Origin of the sequence: Streptomyces sp. NPDC006385, assembly GCF_040612485.1 — a bacterium.
Taxonomy (GTDB): domain Bacteria; phylum Actinomycetota; class Actinomycetes; order Streptomycetales; family Streptomycetaceae; genus Streptomyces.
This window is the reverse complement of sequence record NZ_JBEXQG010000126.1, coordinates 1-12,777: the sequence shown is the minus strand read 5'-3', so window position 1 is coordinate 12,777 and position 12,777 is coordinate 1. Positions and strand designations below refer to the sequence as shown.

15 protein-coding genes are annotated in these 12,777 nt (G+C 70.1%); 6 read left to right on the top strand and 9 right to left on the bottom strand.

Annotated elements, in window-relative coordinates; genetic code table 11:
• The first annotated feature begins 288 nt into the window (after window positions 1–288).
• The 5 genes from ABZ078_RS43035 (at window position 289) to ABZ078_RS43015 (ending at window position 2,713) form a co-directional block, all read left to right on the top strand.
• The gene (locus ABZ078_RS43035) at window positions 289–510 is read left to right on the top strand and encodes a hypothetical protein (RefSeq protein WP_356583994.1); all 222 of its coding nucleotides are present in this window, start codon (window positions 289–291) and stop codon (window positions 508–510) included.
• A 136-nt stretch (window positions 511–646) separates the two neighbouring features.
• Window positions 647–991, top strand: a complete 345-nt coding sequence (locus ABZ078_RS43030) for a DUF2933 domain-containing protein (protein WP_356583993.1) — start codon at window positions 647–649, stop codon at window positions 989–991.
• Window positions 992–1,099: 108 nt separating this feature from the next.
• Complete coding sequence (locus tag ABZ078_RS43025; RefSeq protein ID WP_356583992.1) at window positions 1,100–1,366, top strand: zf-HC2 domain-containing protein; 267 nt, start codon at window positions 1,100–1,102, stop codon at window positions 1,364–1,366.
• Between the two features lie 303 nt (window positions 1,367–1,669).
• Complete coding sequence (locus ABZ078_RS43020; RefSeq protein ID WP_356583991.1) at window positions 1,670–2,458, top strand: isoprenylcysteine carboxylmethyltransferase family protein; 789 nt, start codon at window positions 1,670–1,672, stop codon at window positions 2,456–2,458.
• Window positions 2,459–2,461: 3 nt separating this feature from the next.
• Window positions 2,462–2,713, top strand: coding sequence for a DUF2933 domain-containing protein (locus ABZ078_RS43015; protein WP_356583990.1), 252 nt, complete (start codon window positions 2,462–2,464; stop codon window positions 2,711–2,713).
• Between the two features lie 792 nt (window positions 2,714–3,505).
• On the opposite strand, the gene ABZ078_RS43010 is transcribed toward ABZ078_RS43015, so the two are convergent.
• The 7 genes from ABZ078_RS43010 to ABZ078_RS42980 form a co-directional block, all read right to left on the bottom strand.
• Entirely contained in the window at window positions 3,506–3,754 is a 249-nt protein-coding gene (locus ABZ078_RS43010) for a hypothetical protein (protein ID WP_356583989.1), read from the bottom strand.
• 243 nt (window positions 3,755–3,997) lie between these two features.
• Window positions 3,998–4,408 carry a hypothetical protein gene (locus tag ABZ078_RS43005; RefSeq protein ID WP_356583988.1) on the bottom strand — a complete coding sequence of 137 codons (411 nt, stop codon included), beginning with the start codon at window positions 4,406–4,408 and terminating at the stop codon, window positions 3,998–4,000.
• Between the two features lie 174 nt (window positions 4,409–4,582).
• Window positions 4,583–5,161 carry a hypothetical protein gene (locus ABZ078_RS43000; protein WP_356583987.1) on the bottom strand — a complete coding sequence of 193 codons (579 nt, stop codon included), beginning with the start codon at window positions 5,159–5,161 and terminating at the stop codon, window positions 4,583–4,585.
• A 92-nt stretch (window positions 5,162–5,253) separates the two neighbouring features.
• Entirely contained in the window at window positions 5,254–6,156 is a 903-nt protein-coding gene (gene htpX, locus ABZ078_RS42995; RefSeq protein ID WP_356583986.1) for a zinc metalloprotease HtpX, read from the bottom strand.
• A gap of 5 nt (window positions 6,157–6,161) precedes the next feature.
• Window positions 6,162–6,440 (bottom strand): hypothetical protein, encoded by a 279-nt coding sequence (locus ABZ078_RS42990; RefSeq protein WP_356583985.1) that lies wholly within the window; start codon window positions 6,438–6,440, stop codon window positions 6,162–6,164.
• The gene (locus ABZ078_RS42985) at window positions 6,437–7,198 is read right to left on the bottom strand and encodes a PspA/IM30 family protein (RefSeq protein WP_356583984.1); all 762 of its coding nucleotides are present in this window, start codon (window positions 7,196–7,198) and stop codon (window positions 6,437–6,439) included. Before ABZ078_RS42985 ends, ABZ078_RS42990 begins: the two co-directional genes overlap by 4 nt.
• A gap of 513 nt (window positions 7,199–7,711) precedes the next feature.
• Window positions 7,712–8,329 (bottom strand): hypothetical protein, encoded by a 618-nt coding sequence (locus ABZ078_RS42980; protein WP_356583983.1) that lies wholly within the window; start codon window positions 8,327–8,329, stop codon window positions 7,712–7,714.
• A gap of 300 nt (window positions 8,330–8,629) precedes the next feature.
• Between ABZ078_RS42980 and ABZ078_RS42975 the strand changes: the two genes are divergently transcribed.
• Window positions 8,630–9,004, top strand: coding sequence for a BlaI/MecI/CopY family transcriptional regulator (locus tag ABZ078_RS42975; RefSeq protein ID WP_356583982.1), 375 nt, complete (start codon window positions 8,630–8,632; stop codon window positions 9,002–9,004).
• A 264-nt stretch (window positions 9,005–9,268) separates the two neighbouring features.
• Here the strand turns inward: ABZ078_RS42975 and ABZ078_RS42970 are convergent, their stop codons facing one another.
• Window positions 9,269–12,067: a lysylphosphatidylglycerol synthase domain-containing protein gene (locus tag ABZ078_RS42970; protein WP_356583981.1), complete on the bottom strand. Its 2,799-nt coding sequence runs from the start codon at window positions 12,065–12,067 to the stop codon at window positions 9,269–9,271.
• 420 nt (window positions 12,068–12,487) lie between these two features.
• Entirely contained in the window at window positions 12,488–12,745 is a 258-nt protein-coding gene (locus ABZ078_RS42965; protein WP_356583980.1) for a glutaredoxin family protein, read from the bottom strand.
• Between the last annotated feature and the right edge of the window lie 32 nt (window positions 12,746–12,777).

Here is a 12,777-nt window from a genome sequence, read left to right as displayed (position 1 = left end):
ACCCCGCCAACCACATCCTCGGCCTGCGCCTGAACGTGTGGACCAGCCTGCTGCTGTTCACCGCCGCGGTCGCCTTCCTCTGGCTGCGCCGCCCCTCGCGCCGTGCCGCGCTGAGCATGACGTCCGAGCAGACCGCCGAGCCCGCCACGGCCGCTCCCCAACCCCGGTCGCCGAGCAGGACAGGCCCGCGACCATCGGCTCACCGAAGCGGGCGCCCGAGCCGGCAGCAGACGACGACACGGCAGACGCTCGTCCCGACGAGCCCTCCACCGCGCCCCGGAGAACGCAATGAGCCGAGAACCACACCGCTTGCGGGGCCTGAGAAGTACCCGGTCGACACGTGACAACGTCCTGCTCTACACGCTGCTCCCGCTCGGGCTGCTGCTGGTGGCCATCGGCCTGCTCGGTGCCGCCACCGGCTTCACCGTGGTGCCGTTCGATCCGCACCACATCGGCACCCAGATCGCCGGCCTGCTGATCGCCTTCATCGGCCTTCGCCACTGGAAATAGCCCGCGGAGCCAGAGAGAACGCACATCGGCGGCCCACCGCATGCTCATCGCTTCTTCACAGCCTCCTCCTATTCTGCGGCATGCATCACCTTTCATGCCAAACCACATGAAATGGCGACCTACTCGGAGGAATCACATGTGCCTGAACAAAAAGGTCCTCGCCGGACTCGGCATCGTCGCCGTCGGCGTGCTCCTGCTCAAGCCCGCATGGATCGCGGCGGCACTGCCTCTGCTGATCCTCGCCATCTGCCCGCTGAGCATGATCTTCATGATGCGCGGCCAGGGCAAGACGGGCGCGCAGGGCTCCTCCTGCTCCACCGGCGCAGCCACGAAGAAGACCAGCGCCTCCGCGACCAGCGAGACCGACCAGCAGATCACCGCTCTCCAGGCCGAGCTGCGCTCCTTGAAGGCGGCACAGGCCGCACAGGCGGAGCGCGAGGCGGCCACCACCCAGGAGCCCCCGGCCGAGAAGCACCTGTGACCGTGCGCCTGTTCGTCCTGCGAAGCGCGCCTGCGCGCGCCGGGCGAATGAGGCCGCGCGGTTGCTCGTGGCGGTCACGAGGAAGGTGAAAATGATCGGGGGCCGGGCATGGATGGCAGATCCGACCGGGGAGCAGCGGGTGGCTGCGGGTCCGTGCGCGAGGACCTGGGCGCCAATGTCATCGGCGCCCTGGAACCGGAGGAGAACGAACAGATAGGCGCCCACCTCGCCATCTGCCCCGGCTGCCGCGCCGAGCACGATGAACTCGCGAAGGTGGCCCGGCTTCTCTCTGAGCTCCTGCCCGTCACCCGCGTCGACCGGCATCCCGGGTGGCCGAGCCGGGCGCCGTCATCGCGGAAGCCACCACAGCCATGACGACAACCTGACCGCCGGTTCCTCGATGTCATCAGCGCGATGTGCGGCTATCCGTGCCGATACCGCCCGGATCGCCTGCGGCTTCCTGAACGGACCACCGCTCGCGCCCTGCGCCACAGAGGTGGTCTTCGCGACATGGACGGACTCTGGCCGGCTCAGGACAGGAGACAGAGCCCCTGCATAGGTCCTTCATAGCGGCTTCACAACGTCGGCCTAGCGTCGCAGGCAGGGGCCGGCGCCCTCGTACCTGCCTTACTCCCGGCCGCTGACGGCCGGACCGCCCCACGCACCGAGGGAGGCGCGATGAACAACGAGTACGGCTACGGCCTGTGGGTCATGGTGGTCATCAACACGCTGCTGCTGGTGGTCTTCGCGGCGAGCTTCTTCCACCCGAAAACAGGCCGGGACTGGCGGGTTCTGGGCGGCTTCTCCGCCTTCGCGGTGGCCCTGTTCACCGAGATGTACGGCTTCCCGCTGACCGTCTACCTGCTCGCGGGACCGCTCGGGAACTGGTTCCCCAACCTCGGGTTCAGCCACGCCCAGGGCCACCTGTGGAACGACCTGATCGGCTGGAAGATCGACCCGCACATCAGCCCCTTCCACATCGCCGCCTACATCCTGATCATCGTCGGCTTCGTACTCATCAGCGCCGGATGGCGGCAGCTGCTCGCGGCCCAGAAAGCGGACCGTCTGGCCACCTCGGGTCCGTATCGGCGGCTGCGTCACCCGCAGTACACCGGATTCCTCGCCATCATGGTCGGGTTCCTGCTGATGTGGCCGACCCTGCCCACGCTGGTGATGTTCCCCGTGCTGGTCTGGGTATACCGGCGCCTGGCCCGGCGTGAGGAGGCCGAGGTCGCCGCCCGGTTCGGCGCCGCCTGGGAGGAATACGCGGCCACCACTCCCCGCTTCCTGCCCTCCCTGCGCCACCGGCCGGCCGAGACCGCGCGCACCGGCCCGGCCACGCAACACGGACCCGGTCGTGGCGTGACGAAGCAAGCCCCAGCGGCACGTTCGAAGGCGCGGTCGCGGGCCAACACCCGACAGGGCGTCGAACCGTCGCGGCGGTCTGCCGCTGTTTCGAAGGAGTAGATGATGTCCCAGACCATCCTGCTCATTCTGGTCCTCCTGGCCTGCCCGGTCGCCATGGTCCTGATGATGCGGTCCATGGGGCGCTACGCGAGCCAGAACCAGCCGCGAAAGCAGGCCGGCACTCGTACTGACCAGGGCGCCGAGGCCGAGGTCGTTCGCCTGCGGGCCGAAATCGACCAGCTCAAGGCCGCACAGCGCGACTCGGACACACAGCGCAAGCCGGCCCCACCGGGGGACCGTCCGTCCGGCCCCTGACGCACCGCTGATGATCCTCTTCACGTGTCCCTCGACGGCGCCTGAGCTCCGCCTACGGCGACGGCGGCGAGGTCCTTGCGCAGGCCGTTGGCGAAGGTAAGGCCGTTGACACGAAAGCCGCAGGCCACGCATCAGCCGTCAGCGAAAATCATGCGATACGCCATTCAGGTAGCCGCCCGCATCCGGCTCTTCCGATCTGTCGTTTGAGCAGGCGACACGTCCTGCGCTCGGCAGAGACGTCCCACTTGAAGGAAGACGGGGCTTCGAAGGATGACCGGACCTACCCAAAGGACTGTCCTGCTCACGGCCTGCGCGGGGGTCCTCGCGGCCGGCCTCACGTGCGTCGGCACCGGGATGGCTTCCGCCCGCACGGCGAATTGCCCGGACACAGTTCCTGCCAGCACCAGGAACGCCGAGAGAGGCAAGGCGGCTCCGGCGGCGGCCTCCGCGCGGCAGCAACCGAGGACGTGACCCCACGCGGCCCCCGCGCCGCAGGTGCCTCAGACCGTCGGCGCGTGTGCCGCCCACGCACCTGAATACCGACAACATGCCCACGGGCAACCTCCTGGTCATGGGCTACCGCGACGAAGGGTGGGTTCCACGGGGACCGGCGACATTGAAGAGGCGAACTCACCAGCACGAAGGCCGAGCCTTCGCATCACAGCGGACGGGCCCGGATGCCGGGCAGGAACCGGGCCCGTCCCGCACGAGTGCCGCCTTGGGGGCGTGCACGTGTCTCCCGGCTCAACGCATACGCGGCGGAGAGGTCACGCGCCCACCGCGGGCAGACGCCTACCGGCCCTCCAAGTCCGCAGCGGCGCGCTCGGCGGCCTCCTCCCAGGACAGCCTCCGTCTCCGGCCCCACCGGACCTCCGGCTCACGGGCCCGCCGGTCGACATCTTCCAAGTCGTCGGCGGCGCGTTCGGCCGCCTCGTCCAGAGGCCCCCTGTCGGCCTGCCACCGGCGCCGTGCCTGCCGCAGACGAGCGAAGGAACGGGTCAGCCGCCCTGGCTGGACATCGGAGTTCTGCTCATCACTCATCAAGCAAGATCATCCCATGGGTCCTCTTGCGCGGCCCCGGCCCCTGAATTGATCAGAGAGAGCTAGCCGGGTGCCGGCAGCTGTACGAGAACAAGGCGCTGCGTCGCGTCATGGCCGGCCGGACGGCGGCGGGCACCTTTGCGGAAGCGTGTCAGCTGTGACCAGCATGCCGTGGGAGGACGGCACGAGGGCGCAGAAGCGGCCCGCCCGGCCGACGGCGCAGCCGCCCGCGAGGCGGGAGTCTCACGTGGGCGAGGGCCACCACAGTGAGGTGGTGGACAAGGCGGCCAGCCCCATGGCGACGTAGGTCAGAAGGAGTCCTCGGCGCAGTCTTCGGTCGGCCTGCGACAGCATGTCTGCGTCGCCGGGAGGAACCCGCGACGGCGTGTTTTCACTCGGCACCGACCAGGCGGCGCGGCTGACGAGGTACGCCGCCCAGCAGACAACGACCACAGCCAGGAGAAACAGTGCTCCGGACATCCATTGCACTGCGAAGGGCGCAGAGGACTTCGTGCCGGACTTGAGCACTGCGAAGAGAGCCAGAGCAGCCAGCACGGCAAGCTGACCCTTCAGCCACCGTTGGGCCGATTGCCGCAGGCGCGCAAGCCGGTACCGCACCGGCTGGCGCTCGGCGGAGTGTCTGTCGTCGTTCATGGACGTCCGTCTCGAGGATCCTTCGTCAGCCGCCGATGCGGCGAGACGTGATGCACGAAGCGCAGCACCCGCGCCGAGCCGCGGCAAGGGAACACGCCGTCTGCGGCAGCATGAGAGGTCGCGTGGGCTCGAGAAGCTGCTGGCCGCTGGCCGCGTGGCAAGGAGAGTGGCCGGTCACAGGCCGGGGGCGCCCCAGAGGGGGAACCAGCGGGTCAGGTCCTGCTCGATGCGCAGGTCGTCCGCGAGGGTGGCCTTGACCTGGAGTTCGAGTGGGTTGTCGCGTTTCTCTCCGGGAAGGGGCGCAAAGGCGTAGAAGGTACCGCGCTTGTAGAGGTAGATCAGTGCGAGGGGGCGTAGTTCGGCATCGCGGAACGCGACCAGGGAGCAGAGCAGTTGCGGACCGAAGCCGCTGTCCTGCAGGGCGGTGTTCACCGCGTGCAGATCACCGACGAGGGCGGGCAGGTTGTCGGGGTTCCGGCGGATGAGCAGCCATGAGTAGCCGTAGTCGTCGCGGCTGGACTGCACCGGAGTGCCGCCCCGTTGGGTGTCCATGTCGAGCAGTGCGCGCACGTCCTGGTGGACTTGTGCGAAGGCGCCGCCTTCGATGCTGGAGAAGCACACGGAGCCGGCTCCGGTCGGGGTGAATCCCGTGGCCGCCTGGAGGGTGATCGCCGCCGAGGGCAGGCCGAAGAGCTGGTCGAGGTCGGGCTTGACTGGCTTGCTCCGCCCGAACAGGACATCCAGGAAGCCCATGGCTGTTCAGCTCCTTCCCGCCTCGTAGCCCGCCCGGACCGGTTCCGGCACAGCGCACCGGTCCGGGTCGCCGGGGCGGCAGGGGGCGGCGGTCATGACGACTCGCCAAGTTGTGCGGAGATCTCCGCGAGCGCTTCCAGGCGGCGTTCGAGACTGGGGTGGGTGGAGAACAGGTTGGCCACCGTGGTGCCGGGCCCGAGGGCGGGGGTGAAGAAGAAGGCGTTGAACGCCTGGGCGGTGCGCAGGTCCTGGGTGGGGATACGGGCCACGTCGCCGGTGACTTTGGTCAGGGCCGAGGCCAGGGCGGAGGGCCGCGCGGTGAGCATGGCGCCGGCCCGGTCGGCGGCCAGCTCGCGGTAGCGGGAGAGCGCCCGGATGAGCAGGAAGCTGATCGCGTAGACCAGGGCGGAGACGGCCATCACGAGAGCGAGCGCGACGGCGGTGTTCTGGTCGCGCTGGCGTCCGCCGAAGAGCTGGGAGTAGAAGGCGAAGCGGACGATAAGTCCGGCGATCACGCCCAGGAACGAGGCGATGGTGATCACGGCGACGTCGCGGTGCGCGACGTGGGACAGTTCGTGGGCGAGGACGCCTTCGAGTTCGGCGGGCTCCAGGCGGCGCTGCAGCCCGGTGGTGACGCAGACGACGGCGTGGTCGGCGTTGCGGCCGGTGGCGAACGCGTTGGGCATGTCCATCTGGGAGATGGCCACGCGGGGTTTGGGCATGTCCGCGGCGGCGCACAGCCGGTCGATGACGCCGTGCAGCTGAGGCGCTTCCTCACGGGTGACCAGACGGCCGCGCATGGCGTACAGGGCGATCCGGTCGGAGAACCAGTACTGCGCGCCCAGCAGCCCGGCGGCGATGACGACCACCAGGACGACGGACTTGAGCAGCACGATCAGCGCGGCGATGAACGCCACGTACAGCAGCCCGAGCAGGAACATCGTGACCAGCATCCGGGCCGTCAGTTGCCGGTCCGGCGCGAGGCGGCTGCGCATCGCCATCACCCCGGGATCAGGCCCTCGTCGGAGAGCAGGGCCCGTACCTGCGTGAGGCTGGTGTCCGCGTCGGGCAGCACCAGCTCGGACGGGGTGATCGTCTCGTCCGGCAGCGGTGTGCCGAGAGTGCGCACCCCATCGAGCAGGGCCGACAGGGCGGTGGTGAACGCCGTCTCGTCGCCCGCGTCGGCGGCCGACTGCAGGGCGGAGTCCAGCTCGTTGAGCCGGGCCAGGTGCTCTTCGGCGATCTCGTACTGGCCCTCGCCGAGAATCCGCATGATCATGATGTCGTCTCCTGGTCCGGCGGGCCCTGCCCGGCGCGTCCGCCTTCCACGGCCGGCGGGGGCTGGGCCTTCATCCGGGCCAGTTCCTTGTCCACGTCCTGGCCCGCGGTGACGCGCTCGAGTTCGGCCTGGATGTCGTCACGGCCGGCGGGGAGGGTGGCGTCCTCCAGCGCGCCGGAGGCGAGCAGTTCGTCCAGTGCGCCGGCGCGGGCCTGGAGCTGTTCGGTCTTGTCCTGGGCGCGCTGCATGGCCATGCCGACATCGCCCAGCTCTTCGCCGATGCCCGTGACGGCCTCGGTGATGCGGGTCTGGGCCTCTGCTGCGGTGTAGCGGGCCTTGATGGTCTCCTTGCTGGTGCGGAAGGTGTCCACCTTCGTCTGAAGGCGCTGCGAGGCGAGAGTGAGCTTCTCCTCCTCCGCCTGGAGGGTGGACTGCTGAGCCTGGAGGTCGGTGAGCTGGGTGGCCACCGCGGTGCGCCGGGTCAGGGCCTCGCGGGCGAGGTCCTCGCGTCCGGCGGCGAGCGCTTGCTGTGCCTGCCCCTCCAGCTTGCCGCTGGATTGCCGCAGTTGGTTGATCTGCAACTCGATGCGTTTGCGGCTGGTGGCCACGTCGGCCACGCCGCGCCGTACCTTCTGCAGCATCTCCTGCTGCTGGGCGTAGGAGTAGTCCAGGACCTCGCGCGGGTCCTCGGCCTTGTCCAGGGCCTTGTTCGCCTTCATCCGGAACAGGGTGGCTATGCGGTGAGTAATGCTGCTCATAACGGCCCGCCTCCTCTCGACGGTGGGGGAATCGGCCAGGCCAGTGCCCGCTGCCCGTCCAGGACTCGACCGCCTCCTGAAGAGGCGTGATGTCGATGCCGTGCTCGGTCAGCAGGGCGGGCCGGCCCACCAGCACCCGGCGCGCCCCGTCACCTCGGCGGTCACGCCGAGCTCGGTGAGCGAGGTTAACTCGCCGGCCTCCGGCGGCCAGGCCGCGGTCGTTCGCCGCGTTCACCACGGCCCGCGGGTGCTCGGAGGAGTGCTCCGCGGCCGCCGCGAGGCTCAGCAGCTCGTCCTCGCTGATGCGGTGGGCGTGGATGCCGCGGCCGGTGGGCTTGCCGAGGGTGAGGGTGCCGGTCTTGTCCAGCACCATAGTGCGGACCTGCCGCAGGGTCTGGAATGCCTCGCCGGTGCGCATCACGATGCCGTGGTCGGCGGCCTCTCCAGCGCCGTGGACGATCGCCAGCGGGGCGGCGATCCCGACCGCGTACGGGTATCCCATCACCAGCACCGTCAGGGCGGCGAAGATCGCCCGCCGTACATCGCCGTCCCCGGCAAGCGCGGTACCGGCCAGCCAGGCGAGAAGGGCGAGCGCGGAGGCGGCCAGCACCAGCGGGTGTAGACGCGCAACACGCGGTCGACCAGGTGCAGGATCCCGGGCTTCAAAGCGCGGGCGTCCTCCACATGCCGGACGATCTGGGACAGGAACGTCTCCTCGCCGACCCGGGTGACCTCGCCCAGCAGGGTTCCGGTGCCGTTCACCGACCCGCCGACCACCTCCTCGCCGGGGCCGCGGTCCACCGGTACCGGTTCGCCGGTCACCACTGAGAGGTCCAGCGCGGAGTACCCAGAAGACACGCGGCCATCAACGGGGACCCGCTCGCCGGGGCGGATGCGTACCAGGTCACCGATGGCGACCTGGTCCAGGTCGAGCTCGGTCTCGGCGCCGTCGCGGACGACACGGGCGGTGTCCGGGCGCAGGTCTAGGAGCTTCTTGACCGCCTGGCTGGAGCGGGTCTTGACCAGCAGCGACAGCCACTCGGAGAAGGTGTGGTAGGTGGTGATCAGCACGGTGACGGCGAAGAACGCCGCCGTCGGATAGTTGGGCAGCACTCCCGTCAGTCCGATCACACCGCTGGCGATACCCGGCTGCCGGCTGTTGTCGCGGAGAACGGGCTCAGCAGACCGCGCACCTAGCGCATCCGCCGCTGTGGCACGACGCGCGAGAACCGCCCGCCCGCGGGAAGAGCTCTTCACGTTCCGCCGCCCACAGCCCAGCTCCAAGATCCTCGTCCGTGTCGGAAGGAGCTCGGGCGGATCCGACGCGGGGTCGGGAACGCGCCCCATTCCTCGGCGGATCCTCCGCGGCCAGGCCGGGACGCGGGGCACAAGTACTATGAATCTTAGGTTTTCGCGGAGGGAGGTGGCCGGATGTGGGGCTTCGGGGAACTTGAGCAGGCGATCATGGATGTGATCTGGGCCTCGGACCAGCCGCCGACAGTACGTGAGGTGCTGGAGCGGCTGAACCGCGACCGGCCGCAGGCACTGGCGTACAACACGGTGCAGACGGTGACGGAGATCCTGCACCGCAAGGGCTGGCTGGAGCGGGCCAAGGACGGCCGCGCCTTCCGCTACAGGGCGACATCGAGCCGTGAGGAGTACGCGGCTTCCCGGATCGACCAGGTCTGGGCCACGGGCGCGGACCGCACCGCGACCCTGGTGCGGCTGTTCGAGGAGATGGACGAGGCCGAGCTCGCCGAGTTGCGGACCGCACTCACCGAACGCCAGGCGAAGGACCCCTCGTGAGGACCGCGCTACCGCTGGTCGGTCATGCCGCGCTGGGCGGTGCCGGCTCCGGTTCTGCTGGTGCGGGCCGAAGGCACCGAGCGGGCGCCGCGGCTCGGAATCCCGTCATGGCAGTACGCCACCGGTGGCTGGTCGGCGGGGCGCGGCCCGACCTTGGTGTGACGGTGCTGGAGGACGACTGCCCGGCGGCGTAGTGCCGACCCGGTTACGCAGCAGGATCGTGCCGGGCTCTGCACCCGGGATACAGCGGTGGGCGGGATCATCTCAAAGCGCGCCCTTGCGGGTGAGGTGGTTGAAGGCGAGCCAGCCCGGCAGGACCGGCAGCCACAGCGTCAGCAATCGGAACAGCAGCACCGCCGGGGCGGCGACCTCGCTGGGCAGGCCGACGGCGATCAGACCCACGGTCAGGGTCGCCTCCACGGCACCCACGCCGCCGGGGGTCGGGACCGCGGAGCCGAGCGCGTTGCCGGCGAGGAAGACGACGGCGACGCTGGCGATGCTGATCGAGGTGTCCTCGTTGCCGAAGGCGCGGATCGAGGCGTCCAGGCTCATCACGAAGCCGGCGGTCAGCAGCAGCATGCCGCCGATGCCGGTGACCAGCTTCTGCGGCCGCTGGAGCACGTCGAGCATGCGGGGCACGACACCGGCGAACAGCGACCTCACGCGCGTGGCGACGAATTTCCGCAGGAACGGCACCGAGGTCACCACGAGCACGAGCACCGCCACCGTCAGCAGACCGGCGATGACCGTGCGGGACGGCGACAGCGACGGGGTCTTCTCGATGCCGGTGAGATAGCCGAAGGCGAGCAGCATCAGGATGTGGGCGCCGAGCCCGAACAGCTGCGAGGCGCCGACGCTCGCCACGGCGAGCCCCGGTCGCACGCCCGCGCGTTGCAGGAAGCGCGTGTTGAGGGCGACGCCGCCCACCGCCGCCGGGGCGACGATCTTCACGAACGACCCGGCGACCTGCGCCGCCACGGTCCGCAGGAACGGCACCCGCTCGGGCACGAACCCCAGCAGCGCCATCGCCGCCGCGAAGTAGGTCCCTGCCGAGAACAGCGCGGCCGCGGCGACCCAGCCCCACTGGGCGTTGGCGATCAGCGGGCCGAACTCGATGTGGGTGAGCTGCGTCAGTAGGAAGTACGCGCCGATGGCGCCGGCGATGAAACTGATCAGCGTCCGCGGCCGCACCCGCTCCAGCCGGGCCGGCTCGACCGGGGCCTGCGGCCTGATCCGCAGCACCTCCTGTCGGATCTGCGTGAGCAGATCTTCCTCGCGGGCCTCCTCCAGGGCCTCGTCGAGGGCCCGCTTCTCCGCGCGCGCCTGCGCCCGGACGGACTTCTTGTCCGGCTTGTCAAGTACGGCCCGGGCGTCGTCCGGCGCTTCCTCAGGGCGGGCGTGCCGGGAGGCCGCCAGGACCGCCTCGCGCTCGCGCTGGGCGCGCTCCCGGGCGAGTCTGCGCAGCGTCGCGCGCGTGGAGCGGCTCAGCGCGATGGGCTGCAGCATCGGCAGACAGTCGGCCACGGCGTCGGGGCCGAGCACGCTCACCGCCGACGCCACCGCGCGCTCGGCGCCCACCCGCAGGCCGAGCGTCACCAGCAGCTGGGAGACGTCCATGCGCAGCAGCAGATTGTTGGCCGCGATCTCGCCGACGCGCAGATCGGTGAGGATCACCTTGCCGGAACGATCCACGAGAATCGCGTCACCCACCAGCCTGCGGTGCGCGATGCGGCGCGACTGCAACGCCCGCACCTGGTGCCAGGTGCCGTGCAGCAGCTCGTCGGTGATCTCCTCGTCCGGCAGCGAGTCCAGGGTGTATCCGCCGGTGTGCTCGTAGACCAGCATCACGGCGTCCGGGCCGAGCTCGGAGGTGGCGATCAGCTTGGGCGCGTTGGCGCCGGCCGCGATGGCCGCGTAGGCGAGCAGCGCCTCCTGCTCCAGGGCCTGACGCAACGACTGAAGGCTGCTGCGGGTGGCGAAGCCGCGCAGTGTGAGATTGCGCCACGCGCGGTAGAAGAAGCCCTGCGCCTGCTGCTCCCGGTCGACCACCGTCACATCCAGCGGCCGACCGTCCTCGAGGGTGACGAAGTAGCGCCGGCCGCGGTCGCCGGTGGTCTCCGCGGTGTCGGAGACCTCCTCACGGGCCGCGCTCACCGGGCGGAAGCCGACGTGCCTCAGGCCCGCCATCAGGGTCCGTCCGGTGGGACGGACGTTGGGCGAGCCGACCGCGTACAGCGTGCCGTAGGCGACGGTCCAGCCGATCAGCAGCGTCAGCACGATCGAGAACGGCGTCGTGTAGCCGGTGACCAGCATGGAGAAGGCGTACAGGACCAGAACCGCCCACAGGACCGCACGCCAGCGTGGCCGGCGGGACATGCCCACTGCGGTCATGTACGCGATGACCGGGGCGAGATACCCGTGCACCGGGTCGGTGAGGGAGCCGACGTCACCGGGCGAGGGCTGGGTCAGCGCGTCCCGGATGGACTCCGGGGCGGCCCGCGCGACCCACAGGTCGGTGGCGAGCGTCACCCCGTGCGCGAGGACCGCCGCGAGGACGCCGTCGGCGATGCGCAGCCCGTCCCGCTTGATCAGCCGCTCGATCGCGAAGGCGACCGGCACCAGCAGGATCGCGATGCTGGACACCAGCCCGGCCATCTTGCTGAACACATCGGGCGCCTGCCCGGTGCCCTTGTTGATGTCCTGCTCCAGGCCCGAGGTCGTTCCGTGCGCGAACGCGGCGATCGCGAGCAACAGCACGATGCCCAGCACACCCACCAGGAGCCGCATCAGGTCGGACGGACGGTGCACGCGCGCGGGGAGCAGTGGCTCGTCGCCCTCAACCTGGTCCTCGCTGACGTGGGCGTCGTCCGGGAAATCCCGACCCTCGGCCCCGGCCTCCTCCGTGGCATGCCGTTGCGTCCCCTTCAGGGGGTTTTCGGAGTCTTCGGGTTCCTTCAGAGCGCACTCGCCGGTGTTACCCGTGTCCGGGCGTGACGCGGAGGCGCCTGCCGCCCCATCTGGGTGCACGCCCTGCTGCTCCGTCGTCTCTTCTTGGTCTCGCATCACCGGTCACCGCCCGCGCGATGGTGGTATGCCGGAAGGCGGCCCGCCCTCAGGCACCGCTGAGATGTGATCGGCCGAGGCTCCGTGTACCCCTTCGACGCGGCGCACCGCGGTCGCCAGCCGCTGCTCGTCTCCAGCGCAGGTCGATGTGGCTGTCGAGGACGTCGGTGCTCTTCCCGAGGGAGCGGGCGATCGATTCGCTACCGTCTCGGGGAGGCAGACGCAAGCATGGCCCTCCAGCGCGGCGGCCGGAGGCCGGTATCTCGTCCTGGTGGGCCATCTGCCGGCGCAGGTCCTCGACCTGCTTACGCAGGGTGGCCGACTCCTGCTGACTGTCGGCGCCCGAGGCGATGGTCCTTGGGAAGGCGGTCGAGCAGTTCGCACATCGGGGACTCCTTGGCGAGGGAAGGGCAGTGCCGGTCAGCGGGCTGCGGTCAGGGCGCGTCGCAGGCGGCGTTCGGAGAGCCGGCCGTGGGCGAAGGGGCGGCCGTCGAGAAGGATGCCGGGGGCGAAGAGGACTCCTGCTGCGGCGCCGAGCCGCTGGCCCTCCTCGCTGGTGAGATCGATTTCGGTGACCGTGAGCGGATGGTCGGCGCCGACCTTGGCCAGGACCTGCTTGGCGTGCTCGCACAGGGTGCAGTCGGCCTGGGTGAGCAGCGTGATCTGCCGGGTACTCATGCCTGCCGCCCCGCCTTGAGGTCGGTCAGGAG